Origin of the sequence: Mesorhizobium sp. M1399 (assembly GCF_040317735.1) — a bacterium.
Lineage (GTDB): Bacteria > Pseudomonadota > Alphaproteobacteria > Rhizobiales > Rhizobiaceae > Mesorhizobium.
Genome location: NZ_JAMYKZ010000020.1, coordinates 64,815 through 86,308 on the forward strand (window position 1 = coordinate 64,815; position 21,494 = coordinate 86,308).

The following is a 21,494-nucleotide window of genomic DNA, read 5'->3' on the forward strand; positions in this document are numbered from 1 at the left end:
GGTAGGTTAAGCCGCGATGTACGAACTTCTTCATGGTGTACGGGTGATCGAAGGCGCATCCTTCATTGCCGCTCCCTTCTGCGCTCTCTCGCTCGCCCAGCTGGGCGCTGAGGTCATTCGCTTCGACGCGGTTGGCGGCGGGCCAGATTTCCATCGTTGGCCACGCTCTCCCGGCGGCGGCAGCTTCTATTGGGAAGGTCTCAACAAGTCGAAGAAATCCATTGCCATCAATCTCGCGGACCCTCGGGGACGCGAGCTTGCCGCGGCTCTGGTGACTGCCCCGGGCGAAGGCGGCGGCATTTTCGTCACTAACTATCCGGTGGCCGGATTTCTTTCGCATGATCGGCTGGCAGCGCGCCGATCGGACCTGATTACGGCGCGTATCATGGGCCATGCCGGCGGCGGCAATGCTGTCGACTATACAGTCAATTGCGCTATGGGCGTCCCGATGATGACCGGCCCTGCCGAGAAGCCCGACGATCCTGTCAATCACGTTCTGCCGGCCTGGGACCTTCTGGCCGGGTCGACTGCGGCGACAAGCGTCCTTGCCGCGCTCATGTGTCGTCGTGGCACCGGACTAGGGCAGGAGATCCGTGTCCCGCTGAGCAACATCGCCGCCGCCACGCTCGGTACGCTGGGCCAGGTGGCCGAGGTGGTCGTAAACGGACGGGATCGCCCGAAGATAGGCAATGACCTCTTCGGAGCCTTCGGCCGCGATTTTGTCACGGCGGACGGCCAGCGGCTGATGATCGTGGCGATTACCAGCCGCCAATGGAGTGGGCTGGTGGAGGCTCTCGCCATTCAGGCCGGGGTCGCTACGCTCGAGGCTGAACTGGGTGTCTCGTTCGCACAGGACGAGGGGCTGCGCTATGAGCACCGTGATCGCCTAGGCGTGTTGGTCGAATATGCAGTTTCAACGAGCTCGGCCGCTCACCTGACAGTGCGCCTTGATGAAGCCGGCGCATGCTGGGGGCCATATCGCACATTGTCGGAAGCGGTCGCCAAGGAGAAACCCTTCCTGCCGGAAGGCGAGCTCTTCACAGACGTGGACCACATCAGCGGACACACCTATCCAACGCCAGGCTATCCCGCGACCTTCCGGGGGCTTCAGCGCCAGACGCCGGTACGGGCCCCGAACCTCGGAGAACACACGGAAGAAGTGCTGGCCGGCGTTCTCGCCCTGCCCAGCCACGAGATTGCCGCCTTGCATGATAGCGGCGTCGTCCAGAGTCCAGGAGCACATGCGTGACGGCCGATCCTCTCGAGTTCGCTTCAGGCGCCACCCTTATCGCGTTGGCGAACGATGCCGTGACCGCGGCTGAACGCTACGTCGCTTCCGTCCGCGAAAAGGTCCAAACCTTGGTTGCTTCCCAAGGAAAGGTTGACTCGCGCTTGCTTGACCGCTCTCAGCGCGTGGCCCACGGGTTCGCCTGGCTGGCAACGTCGGTGGCTACGCTCAATGCGGTTGCGGCCTGGGGCACGCGCCATTTGCGCGAAGGGACGTTACAGCGTGGCGACGAACTCGTGATCGCTATCGGGTTTGGCGAGTATCTTGGCCAGCTCATAGGCGGCCTGCCTATGAGTCAAAACGAGATCCTCCGCCCGGCGGAACTTGGCGCCACCGCCGAGGCGCTCGCGCTCCTGCGCGAGCCCTCGGTCGCGTCCTTCATGGCTCATGGCAATTCTCCCACGCACCGCGAGGAACTTGTCTCGCTGGCCGCCCAGGGAGAGGCGGTGAGTGAAAAGCTTGGTGACGAAGACCTCGACATGATCCGGCTCCAGATGCGGCGCTTCGCCGACGAGCGCATCTTGCCCAATGCCCATGGCTGGCACCTGAGGGACGAGCTGGTTCCGGCCGAGATCGTCACTGAGATGGCGCAACTGGGCGTGTTCGGCATCTGTATCGATCCCGCGTTCGGCGGACTGGGCCTTGGCAAGCTCGCAATGTGTGTCGTGACCGAAGAGCTGAGCCGGGCCTGGATTGCGACCGGCTCGCTCGGCACGCGCTCGGAGATCGCCGGCGAGCTTATTGCAGCCGCCGGCACGCCCGAGCAGAAGCAGCGCTGGCTTTCCCGCATTGCCTCGGGAGAAATCTTGCCGACCGCGGTTTTCACCGAGCCGGACACGGGATCTGATCTGGCGAGTCTGAAGACCCGGGCGGTCAAAACGCCTGACGGCGGCTGGGTCATCAACGGCAACAAGACGTGGATAACGCACGCTTCGCGTAGCGATCTAATGACGGTGCTAGCCCGTACCAATCCAGCCTCGACCACGCACGATGGACTTTCCATGCTGGTTGTTGAAAAGCCACGCGGCACCCGGGACGAGCCTTTCCCGTCTTACGGCATAAGTGGAGGCGAGATCGAGGTCCTTGGCTATCGAGGGATGCGCGAATATGATATCGCTTTCGACGGCTTCGTCATCCCGCCCGGTGGCCTGCTCGGTGAGGTGGAAGGTCAAGGCTTCCGCCAGTTGATGCGAACCTTCGAGGGCGCGCGCATCCAGACCGCGGCCCGCGCCGTTGGCGTTGCGCGTCGCGCGTTCGAGTTGGGGTTACGCTATGCGCTGGAGCGCAGGCAATTCGGCCGATCGATCGTCGCCTTCCCACGGGTCCACGACAAACTTGCCATGATGATCACTGAGACGGTGATGGCCCGTGAGATGACCTATTTCGCCGCCCGCCAAAAGGACTTAGGCACACGCTGCGACATCGAGGCCGGTATGGCAAAGCTGCTCGCCGCGCGCGTTGCCTGGTCGAACGCCGACACCGCGCTCCAAATCCACGGCGGCAATGGCTACGCTCTGGAATACGAGATCTCGCGGATCCTCTGCGACGCCCGGATCCTGAACATCTTTGAAGGCGCGGCCGAGATCCAAGCCCACGTCATCGCCCGGGGCATGCTGCAACAGCAGCCGGGGCAGCAAATCTAGGTTGGAGCGTTGCAAACTTTCCTCAGCGTTTCGAAAGTATCTGTCAAAAAACGCATCAGGAGCCCGCCACTTCGTCCCTGAGGTACCGAGGAGGTCTGTGACGAGCAGATCCTAATCGTCGACGACATGTTGGCATCTTCGGCGACTTCTGGTCGAGGTCGTGTGAAAACGGCGATTGCAGATTGCGTATGGCGGCCGCTCTTTTGAGTGTGGCAGCGATGAGGCTGCTGGCGGGGCGTGGATCAGGCGGCGATTGCCGCTATCAACGGCTTGACGCCGAAGATGTTGATCATACGCTTCATGTTGTAGGCGAGTACCTGCAGGCTCATCTCGGTTTTGACGTTTTCGAGGGTCTTGGGTCAGGAAATGGGTACTGCCCATCCACGCCTTGAGCGTTCCGAACGGGTGCTCGACGGTCTGCCGCCGGATGGTCATGGCGTCCGGCATGCGATCGAGCCTGTCCTGCATCTTGTCGAGGACGCCTTCGTGTTCCCAGCGCTTCAGGCGCTTGTGCTTGTCGGGCGTGCATCCGGACTTGAGCGCGCAGGACGAACAGGCGGTGAGATTGCGATAGTGATCGATAATGTCGCGGCGGTCTGAACGCACCTTCCTCTGGTCAGGTGCTTGCCGGCCGGACAGGGTGTAGCGGTCGATCCCGGCGTCGTAGATGAAGTCGGCCACGGTGAAGAGGCCGCGCTTGGCGTTGCCGGATGTCTGTGTCTTGGGAATGCAGGGCAAAATTCCCCTGCCCGCAGGCCAGCACCTCGTCGCCGTTGTAATAGCTGCGGTCGGCCAGTGATCTCTTCGCACCCGGTAGCATCCCGCGCCTTTTGCCCCATCGAGGTCAGTTGCGCCCGGTCGCTGCCAATATTGGTCACCTCGTGCGCGACGATCAGATGGTGCTCGGCATCGACGGCCGTCTGGACATTGTAGCCGACAATGCCGGTGCCCTTGCCGCTGGTCGCCATCGACCGGGCGCCAGGATCGGTCAGGGAGACCTGTTTGTCAGGAGCGGCCTCGACCTGCTTGCCCAGCGCCTTGAGGGACTGCATCTGCCGCCGCAGGCCCTCGATCTTCTCCTTGAGGCGCACCGTCTTGGCCTCGGCGACATCATCGTCCTGCCGGTCCGCGCGGTCGAGCGCCACCAGATAGCGCGCGATGCTGGCCTCGACCTGCTCAATGTGCTTGGCGACCTTGGCGACAGTGAAGTTCTTGTCGCGGGTGTTGACGGCTTTGAACTTGCTCCCGTCGATGGCCACGACAGCCCGGGTGAACAGACTGAGCTGGCGACACAGCACGACGAACTGGGCGCAGGCCGCGCGGATCGCCGGCCCATTGTCGCGGCGGAAGTCGGCGATCGTCTTGAAGTCCGGCATCACCGGCTGGTCAGCCACATCAGCTCGACGTTGCGCTGGGTCTCCCGCTCGAGCCGGCGGCTCGACTGGATGCGGTGAGGTAGCCGTAGAGATAAATCTTCAGCAGCGTCGCGGCATGATAGGCAGGCCGCCCGGCCGCTTCCGGCACGACCCCGGCAAAGCCCACGGCGCCGAGGTCGAGTTCGTCGATGAAGACTTCGATGACCCGGACCGGATTGGCTTGCGTCACGTAATCATCCAGGCACTCGGGAAGCAGTGTCGCTTGCCGGCGATGCTCGCCCTCGACAAATCGCTTCATCCGACTCCCCTCGCTGATCGGGAATCACTCTATCAAATCAACCCGTTTCCACACAGGCTCGGTCCAAATTCGTCATGCGCTATGCCGAACCCGGTGAGATCGCCGAGGCAGGGATCGCCGCCTATGCGCAGGAAGTGCGCGACCGCCGCTTTCTAGCGGCCGAGCATCTATTCGGCGATGCGCCAAGAACGGTCAATGGGAGCATGAGCATTCCGATCGCACTAACCGTCGCAGAGTTGCGCACGGCTATCGCGGCTTGGCGTCAGAATGGCCTGAACTTCGCTGTGGTGCCGACTATGTGTGCCTTGCATTAAGGCCATCTGAGCCTGATGCACGCCGCGATCGCAACGCCGACCTGGTTATCGTGACACTGTTCGTCAACCCGAAAACAGTTCAACAGCGCGCCGATCTCGCAGACTGCCGCCAAGTTGGCGCCGCTCGATGCTCATCTGCTCGACGCGCCAAATGCAGGGTTCGCTGCAACGACTGAATAGGGGCACAGAGAGGCATTGATGCAACGTCAATCAGGCGGTGAGGATTTCGAACCGCTCGGCCAAGGTGGAGTTGCCCCTATTTCACCGGACAGTCAGCTATTGAGTTTGTGCCCTATAGCGCGAGGATCAGGATGAGACGCGAGCGACAATCTGGATGAGATTCTTGTGTCGCGGTCACGGGCAAATTATCACTATGATTGTCGCTGGCAAGAGGATCGTCGGTTTCTGATTGTCGCTCCGCGACAAGTTCGTGCGTGTTTTTGATTGGCGCGTAGGAGGCGGGTCTGCCGCGCTGACGTTTGGCTTCCATGGCGCATTGCCTCGCCTGAACTGCTCGCGCATCAATCCGGTTTGGCAGGAGCTCGCAGATGGTGATGAAGTTCTCGTCGTCTTTCGCGCAGCCGAAGCTTACATCTCGCCAAACTGGTATCCGAGCGTAAGCGGGCAGCTGATGCCGTTTAGCGCTGGTAGTGCCAAGGCATGAGCGCCTCGATATCGCTGTTTGGCCAGCCATTGGCGATGCGCTCGAGGGTCTGGGTGAGCCAGGCGTTGCGGATCGATCTGATTCATCTTGGCGGTGGTCAGCAGCGTGGCGATTGTGGCCCATGTCCGTTAGGCGCGACATCCGGCTCCTACAGCATTATTCCCCGTGCAGACACGCTGCGAGATCGGATCGCTCCTTCCGATCAGCCCACGTCCTCTTCCCCTCCACGGGGCGCGGGCTTTCATCTATTTGCCGATGCGCTGGTCGTGGAATGACTCCACACCAAGATTGCGTCAATCTTCTCTCCCAACAGACCTTTGCCCGCGTCCTCTCCCGGAGGCACGGGCTTTTCATCTCACAGGCTGCAACGGCTCATGGGAGCTCAAAATGATGAAGGACCTGGCCGAGATAGCGCATGTCGAAATCCTGCCCGCATATTGGACAATGCTCGAAATGCTGCGCCTCGGGCTTGATCAATCCGAGCAAGCACGAATTCCACAAACAGGTGCCGACCTGGAATTATTTGGTAGTGCATGTGCACGGACTAGTAAAAGTCCATGACGATGAGCGATATGTCCGTAGGAATGTCGCGAAGCTTACGCACAAACACGAAGCAACGTAGACAGTTCTCTGGAAGATGGGCGACGCGCGAAGGATTTCATTGGCTCGATGGTCAAAGCGATCGTTGCGTTGGAGATCGAGATCACACTCGATCTCATCAATGCAACTATATGCGCGAACTGCCTGCTCGTCGAATTGAGCGATATTGCGCACCCCTTGGTTGTGATCGCCTAATGTCGCGTAAGGTAGCCTATTCCGAGGAAGATAGCTCGCTTCAGAATTGGTTCTTTCAAGGTGATTGTCAGCTGTTCCCCGCTTGAATCTTCGGTCGGCGGTGGCTCCAGGGCCTAGCCTCCTCTAGATCGCGAGCGACACGGACCAGCGTGGCCTCGTCGCCAAAACGGCCAACGATCTGAAGACCGATCGGCAGCCCGCTGGCGCTTTGTGCCAACGGCAAGGAAATCGAAGGCTGTCCGGTGACATTGAAGATACCAGTATACTGACAAATATCTGTATCATTTCGGACGTAATCCTCTGCGGAAACCGCCGGGTTTGTCGCAGAGTAGATGCCTCCCTGCGCCACGGCCACGATTGGCATTGTAGGGGTCAGCAGAATGTCGAAGGCATGGATCGCCCCGCCTACGCAGAAACGCATTTTCCGGAGCACCTCTTGTACGTCTACTGCTCGGGACGGAGGTAAATCGCGGCAAAATTCATACCGTTTGAGATTGACCGGCTCCAAGGTGTCCGCGTTGATCTCTCGCCCCATGGCCCGCGCCGCTCGTTCGAGCGATTTCGCGAACGTTGGGTCGAGGTATCTGCTGCTGTACTCATCGGGCTCAAAGGGCGTGTCGATGTCTGTTACTGTATGCCCCATCTCCTGTAAAAGTGCTGCCGTCGCCTCGACAGCATGCAACACTTCAGGATCGAGTTTGATGGTGCCCCAACTCGTGCTCGCCACCCCAACCCGCAGACGACCGGTGGGCTTAGAGAGTCGTCCACATAAGGACGGTTTGGCTGGACGATGATAAACGGATCGCCGGGATGGGGCCGGAAAAGATGTCCAGAGCGGCGGCCATATCGCGGACAGTTCGACACAGAACAAACGCTCGACCACAGCCATGAGATGCGCCCGGTTGTTCGGCCCACCTGAAACACGTCCGCGGGACGGATTCAGCCCGATCAGGCCGCACCAGGACGCCGGGATGCGAATCGATCCGCCGCCATCGCTGCCGTGGGCAACGGGAGTAATGCCGGCGGCCACCGCGGCCGCAGCCCCTCCAGACGAGCCTCCAGCTGAGAGTTGCAGATCCCATGGATTGCCAGTGATGCCATTGAGAATGGGGCCGGATCAGCAAACATGGGCGTTCCCATGCCCGCGCCATGCTGGTCGAGGCCGCTTGGGCGGCGGCGAAGGCGCCCGGACCGCTCAGGGCCTTCTTCCTACGCATCCGTAACAAGCGTGGTCATCAGGTCGCAGCCGTGGCACTCGCCCGCAAGCTAGCCGTGTTGATCTGGCATCTGCTGACAAAGGAGCAGGACTACTTCTGGGCTCGCCCGGCGCTGGTGGCGGCAAAGCAGAGGCAGCTCGCTCTCAAGGCCGGCGCGCCGGGCGAGCGCGGTGTCGGTCGCCGCGGTTCGGCTTACGCCTACAACGTGAAGGAGTTGCGAAACAGCGAGAAAGCCGCGGCCGAGAATGCCGAACGTGCCTACGAGCTAATGGTTCGGCATTGGCGGTCACGAGGGCCGAAGCGGCGCACGGACGCCACAAACGAGGAACGACTATAACGGCTGCGTGGCGGCACTCTCATCCTCTCGCACCACTCTTTGCCACGTGGTCGTCCGTGCCGGACAAATATAGCACAAGGAAATGTGGCGGCACGACCGACGCCCTCGGTCCGCTCCAGAATGGCGCCGTGCTCGACGCCGTCAAGGCGTGGCCTGGAAACCTCGCAGCCGGCCGTGGCGCCATCGCACCGGCCAGCCTTGACTGCGTCTCGACACGCTCGCGTGGGAAATCCTGTGGGCCGGGACGAAGAAACAGGCTCACCTGAGCCGAACAAAGAAACGCAACAGGAATCGAAAAAGTCGAAATTTGGGTTGTCGATGTCATCCGTCGACTTCATGTGCTTGTGGTGAGCTAGCGGCAGCCGATAGAAGCTCAGCGTCTCCTCGATGTTATCTTTGTCGATGCCGGCTCAATACTCCCCAGAAGTGCCGAAGTAAAATTCCCCAGTATAGCGCTGCCCCCGGGGACCCGGAGCGCGCTCCGGGAGACCGGCGGCGCGTAATCGTTGATGCTTCTCCTGATGGTCGGGAGAGGGATTTCGGTGATCAAGATCGGGGAGATGATGATGATACTGGATTTGCATCGGCAGGGCCTGTCGGTGTCGGCGATCGCCAGGGAGAGCGGGATCGACCGCAAGACGGTGCGCAAATACATTGAGCGCGGGCTCGAGGCTCCGGCCTACGGACCGCGCAAGCCGCGTCAGGCGGTGATCGATCCCTTCACGGCCTATCTTCGCGAACGGGTCACGCGATATCCCGGACTCACCGGCAGCCGGCTTTTCCGGGAACTGAAGGACCTCGGCTATGGCGGCGGCTACACGGCCGTCACCGACTTCCTGCGCGACGTCCGTCCTGCCGCGGCGGAGCGTGGATACGAGGTTCGCTTCGAGACCCCGCCCGGCGAGCAGGCGCAGGTCGACTTCGCCCAGTTCAATGTCGTCTTTACCGATGAGCCGACCACGCCGAGAATCGTCTGGCTATTCTCCATGGTGCTTGGCTTCAGTCGCCTTATCTGGGCACGCTCCGTCGTCCACCAGGATCTGCCGACTGTCTTGCGCTGCCATGCTGGGGCTTTCGAGGCGTTGGGCGGCGCTCCTCGCGAAGTGCTTTACGACCGTATGAAGACGGCTGTGATCGGCGAAGGCGATACCGGCGGCATCGTCTACAACCGTGCCCTCGTCGATCTTGCCCGCCACTATGGTTTCCATCCCAAGGCCTGCCGGCCTTACCGCGCCAAAACAAAAGGCAAGGTCGAGCGACCGTTCCGCTACATTCGCGAGGACTTCTTCCTGGCCCGGTCCTTTCGCAACCTCGAAGACTTGAATGCGCAGTTGCGTCACTGGCTGGACACGGTCGCAAACCCGAGAGTTCACGCAACCACACGGCGTGTCGTCAACGAAGGCTCCGGCCGCTGCCGTTGGCTCCGTTCCGATCGGTCCTGAAGCTCGAGCGACGTATCAGCCGGGAGGGCATGGTCAGCGTCGGCGGCAATTTCTACAGCGTGCCCGACGCCACCAGGCGCCGTGTCGTCGAGGTACACACGCTGGCCGAAGAGTTGCGCATCTTCGAGGACGGCGCACTGATTGCCACCCATCCTATTCTCGAAGGCCGGCACCAGCGTCATGTCGAGCCGGGTCATCGCAACATCCAAGCGCCGACAAAGACTGAGGAACGACGAGGTCATTCTTCATGGCTCGGGCGACAGGGTCGCTCAGCGCCCGTTGGCCTTCTACGACGCCGTCGCCCGGGTGATGGCGAAGGAGCAACGTCCATGACGAACGCGCTCGACACCACGCCCTCCACCATCGACCGGATCCGCCACGACCTCGTCGGCCTGAAGATGCCGCGGGCGCTCGAAGCGCTCGATCATGTCGTGCGCCGGCTCGAGAAAGGCGAGATCGCCGCCCTCGAAGCCATGGACATCCTCCTCTCGGAAGAGTTGACCCTGCGCGAGAACAGCCGGATCAAGACGGCACTGCGCATGGGGCGCCTGGCCACGATCAAGACGCTCGCCGGCTTCGACTTCTCTTTCCAGCCCTCGCTCGACCGCGATCGAATCTTCACGCTCGCCCAACTCGGCTTCGTCGCCCGCTGCGAGGTCGTCCACTTCCTCGGCCCAACCGATCCCACGACATAATGCACACCTCGCTATGTTATTGAAAAAGCTGGATCTGCTGATCCTGTGATTGTGATAATGGACTGTGTCCGCTCCTGCCGGAATGGTGCTGGATATCGAGTTGCTCGATATCTTCATGACGGATGATCCAGGGCGTACCCTTGCAATACTGCTCGGCCTTCAGATCGCCGGCGCGGATCATGCGCAGCACGGTCATTGGCCGCAGGCCGAGCTTCGCAGCCGTTTCCTGCAATGTATACTCGCCGCGCTCCGACCGTTCGTCCTTTTTGTAGACGGCGATGTCGTGCTGGTTGCGGAAAGTGCAGACACGGGACTGCGTCCATCCGTTCAGACGACCCGTGGTTTTGCCGAGCCGGTTGAGAAGCGATGCGATCGCTCTATCCGGCAATTGGCGTGCCAGGGCACGGATCAGGTCCTCGATGTCCGGCGGGGCGCCCCAACGGTGATGGCCTGCCTTGTTCTTCCTGACCGAAAGCGCGGTATGGTCGCCGCCCTGCCAATGCACCAGCATTTTGATGTGGTCGTCTTCGATGGCGACGACAATCTCGCGGATCACGGCACGGATGATCCGCTTGCGCGTGGTGGCGGTGGCGTTGGCATGATGCCATGCCAGTTCGAGATCGGCGCCCACGCGCAGCAGGCTCCGCCGTTCCTCTTCTCCCAGAGCCTCAGGCTTGTGGCGGTCGAGCGCGTCAAGCTCGTCCTGACTGGTGTGTCTCCTCAATGAAAGTAGCCAGGGCCACTCAGATTGGCGTGATCGACGATGGCGGTCGGTTCGGTGGAATGCCTTGCGGCGTTGTGATTGGCGACAAGCGAGGCGATGCTCTTGCAGTTCAGCCCACCGATCTCGACAGCGCGGGCTGACACGGCTTCGGCGCGATCGCGTGTGATATCGCGAAACAGGCGCAGGACACCCAGGCATGTTCTAAAGCCTTGTTCAGGATGTGGGCGGCTGGCGAGGATCGCGACAACAAGCCTTCCGTCTCGGGGCCGACGGATGGCCCAGCGACGGAAACGATCCGGCGTCCACTCGGCATATCGCCGGTGGGAGCTGGGCATATGATCCGGATCAGTCCCATGACGAGGGCCGCCATAGCGGCGCTGATGGACGGCAATGCGCTTGCCGCGGTGGAAGATCTCGATCGCGTGCCGTTGCTCTCAGATCGACTTGCTGGCGAATGAGGCTGTGCGGCACGGAATAAAAGAAGGTCTTGAACTCGACATGGTAATCCGTCGAGACGCGGGCCAAACGCCACTCGGCGAATTCGTAGTCTTTGCTCGGAACGCTTGCGAGCGCAGCACGCTCGACGCTCTCAAACAATTGCCGGCGGCTGACGCCCAGCCGACGCATGACGTGATCATTGATGCGATCGAGTGCCTGGCGAATGGCGGCATTGGCCTCGGCCAGCGAGAAGAAGGTCTGGTTGCGCAGCCGCCCCAGAATGCATGACTGGACGAAACGCACTCCATTTTCCACTTTCGATTTATCCCGAGGCTTTCTTGGCCGTGCCGGAAGAACGCCGACGCCATAGTGGGATGCCATCATGCCGTAGCTGCGGTTGATCTCGGGATCGTAGAAGCTGGCGCGGCTGACGCCCGACTTCAGATTGTCGGGGACGACCAGGCGGGGAACGCCATGAAAGAAACGAAACATCCTGACGTGTGAACCAATCCAATCAGGCAGTGTCTGGATCCAGGTTGCTTCGGCATAGGGGAAGCTGGACGCTCCCAAGACCGCCACAAAGATCTCCGCCTCACGGATCTCGCCGGTGTCTCGATCAACGAAAACGGCGTTCCAGAACGGGTTGTGATTGATAAGAGCGGTGCCAATCTGGCCGGACTTCAAGCTGTCAATACCATCTTGAATTCACCGGAACGGGCGAGATCATAGAAATCCATCAGATCAAATATCTCAATAACATCCTTGAGCAGGATCACCGCTTTATCAAACGGATCACCAAGCCCCAATGATCGGCTTCAAAGCATTTCATTCCGCCTCAGCCACAATCGCGGGTATCGAAGTGGCCCATATTATCCGCAAGGACCAGTTTGCTAACGACAACCGCTCGCCATTTCAGGTCTTTGCGGAGCTCGCAGCATAGTTATGTCCAGAGATAAGCACGCTTCTAGCCTACTGAGAATTTTGCGAAACAGCCTTATATTGACCGTACCGGCATCATATAATGACCGACATTTCAGCTGTTGATAGAGAGCAGGAACTGGGCCAGGCGATAGCATCAAAGCTCCGGGGCCTGCGGCGTGACCAAGGCCTGACGCTGGACCGAGTGGCAAAGCTCACCGGGTTTCCAAGGGAACTGTTGTCGCGCTGGAGCAGGGGAAAGCGAACCCCAGCATCGGTTTTTTTGTGCAGGCTGGCGGCCACGCGTTTCGTTGTGTGTCGCGGATTTGCTAGGTGATCGCCCGATTGCCGGCGCGGATTACCCAATTGAACGCACAGTGACGAGAACGCTCTGGAAGAGCCCCGCAGGCAGCAGCGCTCGACTGCATTCCTCGATTTGGACCGCCGGGTGTCCTGACATGCGCCAGAATCCCGCCCCCGTGAACCGGCGGCAGCCGCAGCTCCGAACTTTGGTACGCCCTGACGGCGCAGTTTCTTGAAGCGGTTGTGCCCGTTCCCCATTGCCGCCAGAGATACATGCGTAGTCTTCGGCGGATCCACGCTTCCAAGTGTGTGAGTGCTCGAGGCGTCTGGCAGAACAAGTAGCCGCGCCAACCGACGAGGTATGGCTTCAGCTCTTTGACTAGCTGCGGCAGACTTACGCCCCGGGTCCGGCGTGTCATGTCCCGGATCAGCGTCTTAAATTTGTCGAGAGCTTTTGGCGCGATGCGCCGCGTTCGAGATGCTGAACCCCAGGAACTTCCGCTCCTCCTGTCGCGCCACCGCGCTCTTCGCCTCGTTGACCTTCAGCCGCAGCTTCTTGGTCAGGAACCGGCTGACGGAAGCCATGACCCGTTCGCTGGCGCGGCAGCTGCGAACATAGATGTTGCAGTCGTCCGCGTGACGGCAGAAGCGGTGACCACAGTCGGGTCAGTTCCTTGTCGAGGTCGTCAAGGAGGGGCGAGAGAGGACCGCCTTGCGGGGTCCGTTTGTCCACCGGACGGACCAGGCCGTCCTCCATCACCCCTGCATTGAGGAATGCTCGGATGAGTTTGAGCACACGCTTATCGGACACCCTCGCGGCAACGCGCGCCATCAGGCTGTCGTGATTGACCCGGTCGAAAAATCTTTCGAGGTCGAGGTCAACCACATAGCCGTACCCTCGGCAACCGATGGCGCGGGCGTCTCTGCGGCGCGAACTGGCGGAACTGGAACGACGCGTCCGCCAGCTCGCTCAGGACGACCTGGTATGCCATCGGTTGATGTCCATGCCTGGGAACCGGCGCAGTCGTGGCGCTGACTTTCCGCTCTGCCGTGGATGATCCCGCCGATTCACGACGTTGAAAAAGGTGCTCTTGGGTCGGCCTGACACCCTCACGCAACCAGTCTGGCGAACGTGATGTATCGGGCGGCATCACAAAGGCCGGAGACGTCAACCTGCGCCGCGCGCTTTGTCAGGCCGCGACCGTCATGATGAACAGGGGGCGCTCGACATGGTCGAGAGCATGGGCTGCACAGATCGCACGCCGCCGTGGTCGGAAGCGCGCCATGGTCGCCCTCGCTCGGCGCATTGGGGTGATCCTTCACCGAATCTGGGTCGATGGCACCGCCTTCCAGGCAGAGGCGCCGATCATCCCGCAAGAGGCATAACGAACTGAAGCTCCCACTGTTGCCTGCTTGACCGCAGGCCTTCGAGGTCCCCCCAGGGACGCGGTTCCGATGATGCCGAGGTCTGGACTGTCGCCGATCTTCGTCGAGCGCGCCAATGAGATGGGCACATCGGAAACTGTATCGAACCAGCATCATGTTGGCAGCCCGCGCGCTGACCACGGACCGAAGCATGCACCCGGGGTGATCTCACACGAAGGCGGCGGCTCAAGCACACACTGCGCTGCTCAGCATCAAGTCGCCAATACGTCCGCCTGCAGGCGGATGATCACGCTCGTCCAAAAACGCTTGACTGGGATGGCCCCGTTTCCGAAGTCCCGACCCTAATCAAAACACTGCAACAGGTCGATATCTTTCACCCCTGTCGAATTACTGCATTCGGGCCTGACATATTCAGCCATGAGCGGCTCGTCGGTATTCATTCTCAGAGCGCCCGAGTAGCGCGACAATCCGGGAGAAGGCACTCTCACTTTGATTGCCGGGCCGCACGCCCGCTGGTCTCGGTATGGGGTTCAGCTTTCGCTGTAATGCAAATGATCATATCAAAACGCGATGGGATACCCGTTGATTTTATATTGGCCATGCCGCTGTGTGACTGGATATCATCCCTCAGTTCCTAATTAGCATTCACTGGACCCTTTGGGCGTAGCGGGGCGAGCTAAAATTGTCTGTCGCAATGAATCTGTTGAAACGGAACACTTTGAGTTATCGAGGGATGAGAGCCTCGTAGCAAGGCCCAGACTAATGACGGCGTATCAGTTGCTGATCGCACAACAGGAGTACCAAATGACTACAGCTGAATTGCGGTTTGAGGTTTCAGAATATCAGGAGCGCCTGGCCAAGACCCAAAAGGCGATGGAGCGAGCAGGAGTCGACTTGCTCATCGTCACCGATCCCGCAAACATTGGTTGGCTGACGGGTTATGATGGTTGGTCATTCTACGTTCACCAATGCGCGATTGTTCGACTTGATGGACCGCCGATCTGGTTCGGTCGCAAGTTGGATGCGAACGGTGCAAGAAAGACGACCTATCTCGGCGAAGAGTGCATTAAGTTCTATGAAGACTATTACGTTCAATCTGACGACTTCCATCCAATGACCGTGCTTGGGGAGTTGATCACCAGTAGCGGATGGGGCTCGTCGACGATCGGTATTGAAATGGACGTGCCGTACTTCACCCATGCGGCTTTTGAGGCCCTTGAGGCGAGCCTTCCGAACGCAAAGTTCAAGAACACCACGCGGCTGGTGAAATGGCAGCGTATTGTGAAGTCTGCCCGCGAGATGGAATACATGCGCGGTGCCGGCAAGATTATCACTGCGATATATGAGCGCATCGAGGAAATTCTTCGTCCGGGAATGAGACAGAACGATCTCGTCGCTGAAATTTGCGATGCGGGAATCCGCGGTGTCGAAGGATTTTGGGGTGACTATTCTGCCGCCGTTCCGCTGATCGGCGCCGGGGCGAATGCAGCGGCTCCTCATCTGACCTGGACCGACCGTCCTATAATGCCAAACGAAAGCATCTTTTTCGAATTGGCTGGCGTTTACAAGCGTTATCATGTCCCGCTGTCTCGAACGTTTTATCTGGGAAAGCCGCCCCAGAAGATTCTCGATGCCGAGAAGGCAATCCTTGGAGGAATGGAAGCTGGGTTTGAGCAGCTTGTGCCCGGCAAGACTTGCGAAGACGTGGCATTAGCATTCTTCAACGAACTTGCGCGCCACGGCCTAAAGAAGGAAGGGCGAACCGGCTACTCAATCGGAATGGCCTACCCGCCTGGCTGGGGCGAGGCGTCGGCAAGCTTCCGTAAGGGCGATCACACGGAACTTAAGCCAGGAATGTGCTTTCATTTTATGTCTGGTCTCTGGTACGGCGACTGGGGTATTGAGATTACTGAAAGCCTAATGATAACCGAAGGAAAGCCGGAAGTTCTGTCGAACAGTCCCCGCAAATTAATCATAATCGAATAATTCAGCTATGCATTGGCGACGTCGACCTCGGTCAAAAGTTGGCTGTAGCATGCAGTCGGCTTGCAGCAAGCGGGGCGGCGTCGCATCAGTGCGTTGGGTATAGCTAAAATGGGACCGCCGGCGCGGCTGGTCGCGGTGTCTGTGCCCGCACGACTGATGGGAACTGAAAAAGCCGCACCAGCAGCCCTACCTGCATTGCCACGAGCTTGCGTTGCGATTTTCGCTAATCCGATCCCCATTTTCGGCGAGTCGACCTTAGCCATAGAGGCCCCGTTACTTCGATCCGGTCATTGCCTATGTTGGTGGTCACACTCCTTGCCCGCTTTACCCTGGCCTTATCTACCCAAGCGGCTCAAACAGCTTCCAGCCGAAATGGATGCTTCTATAGGACCCTCTCAATGAGCGACGTCGCTGACATTGTAGTCGTTGGAGCAGGAATGGTCGGGGCTGCAACCGCGCTCCAACTCCAGAGGCTTGGCCGTAAGGTCATTTTGGTTGATCGGCAGCCACCTGGGTCGGAAACTTCTTACGGCAATGCAGGCGTTATTTCTGGCTTGAATATTCAAATAACAATTCCAAGGCACCCTCTGCAACTAGCGCAGCTTCTTCTGAACCGAGTACCGTATTTTCGTCAGAATCTATTCGCCCTGCCAAGCACTCTCCCTTGGTTGTGGGCTTTTTGGCGGGCGTCCTCGGACTCGAATTTGTGGCGCATTGCCTTGCAGTCTCAACCACTCTTCTCGAATGCGATCGCTGAGCACTTGTGCCTCGCGAGTCTATCACGTGCGTCTCACTTGCTGCGCGATGTGGGATACCTTTCAATCATCCGGGACAAAGCAAAGCTCAGTGCAATCTCACGCGATAAACGTTTGGCGCTTGCGTGCGATTATCCGTTCAGAATTATCTCGACCGAGGAAATAGCTGAACTTGAGCCGTTTCTGAAGCCAGGTGCGGCTGGAGGTCTGTATTGGCCGGGAACATATCATACACAAGCTCCTGACCAGCTTGTCAAAGCCTATGTAGAAGCGCTTGTGCGCTCCGGCGGTGAGTTTCGGCAGATGTGCGTCACCAAGCTCCGGCGGCACAAAAACGGTACGTGGGATGTGGAGTCATTGAACGACACTATACAGTCACGAAATGTCGTCATATCGGCAGGTCCCTGGTCAAAGAAGCTATTGGAGCCACTCGGCTATAATTTACCGCTCGGCTCGAAGCGAGGCTATCATCTTCATTTTCAACCCAAAGATGGCGCAAGCCTAACTCGTCCAGTAAAGGATGATGAGTATGGCTTCGTGCTTTCACCTATGGATCAGGGCATAAGACTGTGTGTGGGTGTGGAGCTAGACCACTTTGACGCACCAGCGAGCGATATGCTTGTGAAAGGAGTCCTTGGTCCTGCAAGAGAGCTATTCCCAATCGCCGAACCCTTAGAGTCTTCGCCATGGCTTGGACGTCGGCCCACTTTTCCTGATCAATTGCCGATGATCGGTGCAGCTCCTGGCCATCAGGGACTATGGTTTAATTTTGGCCACGGCCATTACGGTCTCACACTCGGGCCAACTTCCGGAAAGCTGCTCGCTGAGATGATCGATAAAAGAGTGCTCTCTATGGATCCAGCTCCTTTCGCGCCTCTTCGCTCGTTCCGACCGAGAGCCGCTGTGAAGTCAATGGGATAAAGCAACGTTTGGCTCTGGGGCTGCCGAATCCGCAGAGCCATGCCCGGCTCGTCAAGGAGAATGGCAAGCTGATAGCCGACAAAAAATGTTTTGACGAAGCCGAAAGGATCAATATCAGGGTACCGACTGGAGAACGATTGAAGAGCCGCGGGGGAAAACCCGCGAAGCGAGAGGAAGAAATTTCGCCGACCGGCCGCAATGCCGATCAAAGTACAACAGAACGTAAGGAAATTCGCCAGCTTGGAAGCGAACCCTTGAGTTCTTTCTTTAGTGGTCCAACCATGATGTTTCAAAACCGCCGTGCACTTGGAATTCTTGAGCTCGATGAAGGCGTGCCAGCCGAGAGTTCGTCGCTAGTTCCGCGGCCCGGTGGCTTGCTGAACCCAACGACCTTTGACCGCCCAATCGTGACGGAACTCGTGGAGGGAGCATGGCCGGATATGGTCATTCGTGGTTACCCGCCGCTCGAAGGCGCGTGCGTGGCAGCCGCTAGACGCTTGGTCGAACGAGGGGCAGCCGTAATTTCTTCTGACTGTGGCTTTTTCGTCCGACATCAAGCGGCGGTTGCCGCTGCCGTCGATGTTCCCGTTGTGATGTCTAGCCTGCTCTTGGTTCCGACCTTGCTGCGACAGTTGGCGCATCCTCATAAGCTTGCCGTGGTGACCGCTGATTCAAGACATTTCGGGGAAGACCTGCTTAGTCTCGATAATCCGAGAGATCGAGCGAGAGTGGTCGTCGGCGGCGTCGAAGGCGGCGAATTTCTCCGCAACGCTTTGATGCGTCCTCCAATCCCAACCATAGTCGATCAGATTGAGAAGGAGGTTTCCGCTTGCGTGACGCAACTTCGCGCTGAGCATCCTGAAATCGGGATGCTGCTGATGGAATGCACGGGGTTCCCCTATGTCACGAACGCACTTCGCCGCCATACAGGGTTACCCACCTATGACATTACGGACCTATGCCGGCTAACGCTTGCGGCCGTTTGCTAGGCTAGCCTGTCTTCGTAAAAGCGTTGCCTGGACGAGGCGTGCCAGAAAGTAAGTCCATCGTGCGGCCAGATCCCTATAATATGGAAACTGTATTTGAAGCGGGGAAAGCGAACCTCTAGCGTTCGCTATCTCAACACACAAGGTCGGCTAACTATGAGCGAAACACCATACCTAACGTTCGATCTCGACACGCCTGGCATGACCACGGGGCATCTTGTTGTCCCCAAAGGCGACGACTGCGAAGCTATTTCGCTTCCGGTCTTCAGCCTCAATAAAGGGGAGGGACCGCGCCTCCTTGTCACTGGCGGAAATCATGGCAATGAATTGGAAGGACCAATCGTGGCACGGCGGCTTGTTGACTGGCTGCCCAAAGCGCAAACCTGTGGAAGCGTTATCATCGTACCAATGCTCAATCTGCCGGCGGTGCAGGCATGGAGCCAAGACTCGCCGATCGACGGCTTGAATCTCAATCGCGTGTTTCCCGGCCGCGCCGGCGGATCGGTAACTGAACGCATCGCCGATGCCGTTTCGCGCCTGTTGTTGCCAAAGGCCGACACCGTATTCGATTTGCACAGTTTCGGACCGACATGGGATTTTCCACCAGCAGTCATCACGCATCCCATTGCTGATGCCGATCTCATGGCCAAGACGCTCCAATTGGCAGAGGCATTCAAATTTCCCGTGACATTGCTCTGGGAACACCCCGACACAAATGGAATGTTCGACATGTGGGTGCATCGCCAAGGCAAGGTCTTCATTTGCACCGAATTCGGCGGCGGCACCGTCAGCGCGGAAGCTCTGGCGATCTACGAAGCTGGGGTACGCAACGGTCTTATCGCGCTCGGACTCGTCGAGGGAAAAGCCGAGTGTCCGACCTTCCGTCAACGGAAAGCCAGCAAGACACTTGAAACGCTCTTGTCTGACGAGTTGAAATCGCCGGCACGCGGCATCTTCGAACCTCGCTGCTCCGTGCTGGATGAAGTGAAGCAGGGGGATCTCATAGGGGTCGTGTATCCGATGGATTCACTGTTGGCTGATGCGATCGATATTCGCGCCCCCACGACGTCTATCGTTTGCGCTATAAAATCTGGAATCCATGTCGACGTCAATCAAAAGGTAGCGTTCCTTGCGAGGCCGCTCAAACCCTGAGCCTCAGTGCACATTGACGAAGAAATCAGCTGAGAATACCTGCGAGGGCGTCTTGAAATCGAGCTACCTGTAGGAAGGAAGAACGCTCGTCGAGATGAGCCTCGTCCGACAACCTCATGAAAATTCTAACCACAGTCGGCTGTAAAGGTTGGTACACATACGGCGAAGACGGCGAAGGCCGCATGATTGTCACGCACGCGTTGGCGCGGCGGGCTCTATGATGACGTTGCGTGATAATCAGGCAGCCTGCTGATCGGCGGGCTTGGCGGCCTCACGCAGGCGCTTCTATTCCAGGGCAGTAGTTCGTGCAGGCGCGAGGCGAAAAGATCGGCAATGCGGGCCAGGACGTCGGCAAGGCAGCCATTCGGGTCGACGTCGTTGAGGCGTGCCGTGGTGATGAGGGTAAGCATGACGGCGGCGCGGTCGTCGCCGCGTTGGGAACCGGCGAAGGTCCAGATGCGGCGACTATGGAAATATTTCCATAGAAGGCGTTATGTGAACATGCCGATTAGTCGGTCGTGAACAATGACGCGTATCAGGCTGCGAGCGGTTTCGGTCGGCTGTGGATGACGGCGATGAGCAGCCACAAAAGCTGCTTGAACCAGTTGAGCAGCAGCGAGAAGTTGTAGCCTGCGGCGGCGAGGATGGCGTTGACTGCATCGCCCTGTTCGCCAGCGAGGTAGTTGCGGCCCATGCGGTGCTCGGCCTTGATGTGGCCGATCACGGGCTCGATCGCCGAGCGTCTTCGCATTTCGCGCTTGATGGCCGGTGTGACGCGCCGCTTCTGGCCGGCGGTGAAGACCCTGAACTTGTGGGTCTGTGGCGCATTGTGGCCGCGGTATCCGGCATCGGCCAGGATGCGGCCGATCTCGTTGCCGATGGTCTTTTCCATCTCGGGGATGACGCTCGCGAGCGTGTGGCCGTCATAAGGATTGCCCGGCAGCGCTTTTGCGTGCAGGGCGAACTGGCCGCCCTTTGAGTGGCGACCGACACCTTGACGCCGAACTCGTAAGGTGCATGCGCCTTGCCCTTGCCGATGCACTCGACCTCGTGAGCGTGCAGGCTGTAGATCTTGCGGCCGCGCTGGCGCTGACGTTGCTCCAGGACCGTCGAAGCCTGGTAGAGCGGCCATCTGAAGATCGCGTCCAACTCCTCTTCGCCGTCGATCTGGCGCTCTATGTCGCGAATGGTGCGGCCGAGATAGGTCTTCAGCTTGCGCAGCGCCTTGTTGGCCCGCTTGAACTGCTTGGCGTGCGCATAGCGCTGGTGCTTTATCAGCGCCAGCTTGCCGACCCGCACATAGGTCTGGCGCAAATCCAGCCCTGCCTGTCTGGCCAGCCGCACCAGCCGTTCGCGCGCTCGGTGGATGAGCTTGGCATCGGTCGGGAACATCACGTTCTCACGGTGGTATCCACGATCACCCGGCGCGTGTCGGCCGGCTTCATCGCCCCGGTATTGACCGCAATGCTGAGGCTTTCCTGCAGCAGAGCCGTGACCCGCTCCTCGCCCATGCGCTGGCGCCAGCGCGTCATCGACGAGCGATCGAAGGGGAGTTCGTGGCGGAAGAACTCCTCGCCGCACAGATACTGGAAATAGGGGTTCTCCACCCAGCGGGCGCACATCTCCTCGTCCGACAAGTTGAAGGTGTGCTTCAGGATCGCCAGGCCCGCCATCAGCCGTGTCGGCAGCGGCGGCATGCCCGGTCCGTCCGAATAGACCGCACCGAAGCGCTCCTCCAGAACCGGCCAGTCGATCGTACGCATCCGGTGAAGACCGCAGACGTGCGCATCCGGCAGCCAGGAGAACCTGAGCACCGGAGTGCTGGGGTCAAGCTTTCTTTGGGGAGACGCGATGAT

17 protein-coding genes and 9 pseudogenes are annotated in these 21,494 nt (G+C 59.4%); 17 read left to right on the forward strand and 9 right to left on the reverse strand.

Going from position 1 to position 21,494, the window contains the following annotated elements; genetic code table 11:
* Positions 1–16: 16 nt before the first annotated feature.
* Positions 17–1,249, forward strand: coding sequence for a CoA transferase (locus NKH05_RS27635; protein ID WP_353026515.1), 1,233 nt, complete (start codon positions 17–19; stop codon positions 1,247–1,249).
* Positions 1,246–2,931 (forward strand): acyl-CoA dehydrogenase family protein, encoded by a 1,686-nt coding sequence (locus NKH05_RS27640; protein ID WP_353026517.1) that lies wholly within the window; start codon positions 1,246–1,248, stop codon positions 2,929–2,931. Before NKH05_RS27635 ends, NKH05_RS27640 begins: the two co-directional genes overlap by 4 nt.
* Before the next feature lie 242 nt (positions 2,932–3,173).
* On the opposite strand, the pseudogene NKH05_RS27645 reads toward NKH05_RS27640, so the two are convergent.
* Positions 3,174–4,605, reverse strand: a pseudogene (locus NKH05_RS27645) (IS1182 family transposase).
* A gap of 74 nt (positions 4,606–4,679) precedes the next feature.
* On the opposite strand from NKH05_RS27645, the gene NKH05_RS33205 reads away from it, so the two are divergent.
* Positions 4,680–4,919 carry a hypothetical protein gene (locus tag NKH05_RS33205; protein ID WP_502913274.1) on the forward strand — a complete coding sequence of 80 codons (240 nt, stop codon included), beginning with the start codon at positions 4,680–4,682 and terminating at the stop codon, positions 4,917–4,919.
* A gap of 409 nt (positions 4,920–5,328) precedes the next feature.
* A complete protein-coding gene (locus NKH05_RS27655; protein ID WP_353026519.1) occupies positions 5,329–5,583 on the forward strand; it encodes an FMN-binding negative transcriptional regulator in 255 nt (84 codons plus the stop codon).
* On the opposite strand, the pseudogene NKH05_RS27660 reads toward NKH05_RS27655, so the two are convergent.
* Positions 5,558–5,711, reverse strand: a pseudogene (locus NKH05_RS27660) (transposase domain-containing protein); the annotation flags it as partial. The gene NKH05_RS27655 and the pseudogene NKH05_RS27660 overlap by 26 nt on opposite strands.
* Before the next feature lie 259 nt (positions 5,712–5,970).
* On the opposite strand from NKH05_RS27660, the gene NKH05_RS27665 reads away from it, so the two are divergent.
* The 3 genes from NKH05_RS27665 to NKH05_RS27675 are packed head-to-tail and all read left to right on the forward strand — an operon-like array spanning position 5,971 to position 6,378.
* A complete protein-coding gene (locus NKH05_RS27665; RefSeq protein ID WP_353026537.1) occupies positions 5,971–6,144 on the forward strand; it encodes a hypothetical protein in 174 nt (57 codons plus the stop codon).
* Positions 6,119–6,205 (forward strand): hypothetical protein, encoded by an 87-nt coding sequence (locus tag NKH05_RS27670; protein WP_353026532.1) that lies wholly within the window; start codon positions 6,119–6,121, stop codon positions 6,203–6,205. The genes NKH05_RS27665 and NKH05_RS27670 overlap by 26 nt, the downstream gene beginning before the upstream one ends.
* A 47-nt stretch (positions 6,206–6,252) precedes the next feature.
* On the forward strand, positions 6,253–6,378 hold the full coding sequence (locus NKH05_RS27675; RefSeq protein WP_353026521.1) for a hypothetical protein: 126 nt from the start codon (positions 6,253–6,255) through the stop codon (positions 6,376–6,378).
* Positions 6,379–6,445: 67 nt separating this feature from the next.
* Here the strand turns inward: NKH05_RS27675 and NKH05_RS27680 are convergent, their stop codons facing one another.
* Positions 6,446–7,486 carry an amidase gene (locus NKH05_RS27680; protein WP_353026533.1) on the reverse strand — a complete coding sequence of 347 codons (1,041 nt, stop codon included), beginning with the start codon at positions 7,484–7,486 and terminating at the stop codon, positions 6,446–6,448.
* A gap of 2 nt (positions 7,487–7,488) precedes the next feature.
* On the opposite strand from NKH05_RS27680, the pseudogene NKH05_RS27685 reads away from it, so the two are divergent.
* The 3 pseudogenes from NKH05_RS27685 to NKH05_RS27695 form a co-directional block, all read left to right on the forward strand.
* Positions 7,489–7,932: pseudogene (locus NKH05_RS27685) on the forward strand (IS110 family RNA-guided transposase); the annotation flags it as partial.
* A 542-nt stretch (positions 7,933–8,474) separates the two neighbouring features.
* Positions 8,475–9,707: pseudogene (gene istA / locus NKH05_RS27690) on the forward strand (IS21 family transposase).
* A pseudogene (locus NKH05_RS27695) lies at positions 9,704–10,051 on the forward strand (ATP-binding protein); the annotation flags it as partial. The pseudogenes istA (NKH05_RS27690) and NKH05_RS27695, both read left to right, overlap by 4 nt.
* A gap of 34 nt (positions 10,052–10,085) precedes the next feature.
* Here the strand turns inward: NKH05_RS27695 and NKH05_RS27700 are convergent.
* Both NKH05_RS27700 and istA (NKH05_RS27705) read right to left on the reverse strand, forming a co-directional pair.
* The gene (locus tag NKH05_RS27700; RefSeq protein ID WP_353026523.1) at positions 10,086–10,793 is read right to left on the reverse strand and encodes a helix-turn-helix domain-containing protein; all 708 of its coding nucleotides are present in this window, start codon (positions 10,791–10,793) and stop codon (positions 10,086–10,088) included.
* A 345-nt stretch (positions 10,794–11,138) separates the two neighbouring features.
* On the reverse strand, positions 11,139–11,810 hold the full coding sequence (gene istA / locus NKH05_RS27705; protein ID WP_353026535.1) for an IS21 family transposase: 672 nt from the start codon (positions 11,808–11,810) through the stop codon (positions 11,139–11,141).
* A 33-nt stretch (positions 11,811–11,843) separates the two neighbouring features.
* On the opposite strand from istA (NKH05_RS27705), the pseudogene NKH05_RS27710 reads away from it, so the two are divergent.
* A pseudogene (locus NKH05_RS27710) lies at positions 11,844–12,171 on the forward strand (DDE-type integrase/transposase/recombinase); the annotation flags it as partial.
* An 81-nt stretch (positions 12,172–12,252) separates the two neighbouring features.
* Complete coding sequence (locus tag NKH05_RS27715) at positions 12,253–12,486, forward strand: helix-turn-helix domain-containing protein (protein WP_353026524.1); 234 nt, start codon at positions 12,253–12,255, stop codon at positions 12,484–12,486.
* Here NKH05_RS27715 and NKH05_RS27720 read toward each other — a convergent pair.
* Positions 12,479–12,871, reverse strand: a complete 393-nt coding sequence (locus tag NKH05_RS27720; protein ID WP_353026525.1) for a group II intron maturase-specific domain-containing protein — start codon at positions 12,869–12,871, stop codon at positions 12,479–12,481. The genes NKH05_RS27715 and NKH05_RS27720 overlap by 8 nt on opposite strands.
* Before the next feature lie 8 nt (positions 12,872–12,879).
* Positions 12,880–13,338, reverse strand: a complete 459-nt coding sequence (locus NKH05_RS33210; RefSeq protein WP_502913275.1) for a reverse transcriptase domain-containing protein — start codon at positions 13,336–13,338, stop codon at positions 12,880–12,882.
* A 212-nt stretch (positions 13,339–13,550) separates the two neighbouring features.
* Between NKH05_RS33210 and NKH05_RS33215 the strand changes: the two are divergent.
* The 5 genes and pseudogenes from NKH05_RS33215 to NKH05_RS27755 all read left to right on the forward strand — a co-directional run.
* Positions 13,551–13,670 (forward strand): annotated as a pseudogene (locus NKH05_RS33215) (transposase); the annotation flags it as partial.
* 972 nt (positions 13,671–14,642) lie between these two features.
* Positions 14,643–15,824 (forward strand): M24 family metallopeptidase, encoded by a 1,182-nt coding sequence (locus tag NKH05_RS27740; RefSeq protein ID WP_353026527.1) that lies wholly within the window; start codon positions 14,643–14,645, stop codon positions 15,822–15,824.
* Between the two features lie 398 nt (positions 15,825–16,222).
* Positions 16,223–17,500 carry an NAD(P)/FAD-dependent oxidoreductase gene (locus NKH05_RS27745; RefSeq protein ID WP_353026528.1) on the forward strand — a complete coding sequence of 426 codons (1,278 nt, stop codon included), beginning with the start codon at positions 16,223–16,225 and terminating at the stop codon, positions 17,498–17,500.
* Between the two features lie 8 nt (positions 17,501–17,508).
* Entirely contained in the window at positions 17,509–18,489 is a 981-nt protein-coding gene (locus NKH05_RS27750; RefSeq protein WP_353026529.1) for an aspartate/glutamate racemase family protein, read from the forward strand.
* Between the two features lie 153 nt (positions 18,490–18,642).
* Positions 18,643–19,638: a succinylglutamate desuccinylase/aspartoacylase family protein gene (locus tag NKH05_RS27755; RefSeq protein ID WP_353026530.1), complete on the forward strand. Its 996-nt coding sequence runs from the start codon at positions 18,643–18,645 to the stop codon at positions 19,636–19,638.
* A gap of 215 nt (positions 19,639–19,853) precedes the next feature.
* On the opposite strand, the pseudogene NKH05_RS27760 reads toward NKH05_RS27755, so the two are convergent.
* Positions 19,854–20,102: pseudogene (locus NKH05_RS27760) on the reverse strand (transposase domain-containing protein); the annotation flags it as partial.
* A 71-nt stretch (positions 20,103–20,173) separates the two neighbouring features.
* A pseudogene (locus NKH05_RS27765) lies at positions 20,174–21,398 on the reverse strand (IS5 family transposase); the annotation flags it as partial.
* Positions 21,399–21,494 lie beyond the last annotated feature (96 nt).

Excerpts from the sequence above, each read along its gene's own strand:
- NKH05_RS27720 (WP_353026525.1), bottom strand. The coding sequence starts at position 12,871 with ATGACACGCCGGACCCGGGGCGTAAGTCTGCCGCAGCTAGTCAAAGAG.
- NKH05_RS33205 (WP_502913274.1), top strand. The coding sequence starts at position 4,680 with ATGCGCTATGCCGAACCCGGTGAGATCGCCGAGGCAGGGATCGCCGCC.
- NKH05_RS27675 (WP_353026521.1), top strand. The coding sequence starts at position 6,253 with ATGGTCAAAGCGATCGTTGCGTTGGAGATCGAGATCACACTCGATCTC.
- NKH05_RS27665 (WP_353026537.1), top strand. The coding sequence starts at position 5,971 with ATGATGAAGGACCTGGCCGAGATAGCGCATGTCGAAATCCTGCCCGCA.
- NKH05_RS27755 (WP_353026530.1), top strand. The coding sequence starts at position 18,643 with ATGAGCGAAACACCATACCTAACGTTCGATCTCGACACGCCTGGCATG.
- NKH05_RS27715 (WP_353026524.1), top strand. The coding sequence starts at position 12,253 with ATGACCGACATTTCAGCTGTTGATAGAGAGCAGGAACTGGGCCAGGCG.
- NKH05_RS27745 (WP_353026528.1), top strand. The coding sequence starts at position 16,223 with ATGAGCGACGTCGCTGACATTGTAGTCGTTGGAGCAGGAATGGTCGGG.
- NKH05_RS27740 (WP_353026527.1), top strand. The coding sequence starts at position 14,643 with ATGACTACAGCTGAATTGCGGTTTGAGGTTTCAGAATATCAGGAGCGC.
- NKH05_RS27635 (WP_353026515.1), top strand. The coding sequence starts at position 17 with ATGTACGAACTTCTTCATGGTGTACGGGTGATCGAAGGCGCATCCTTC.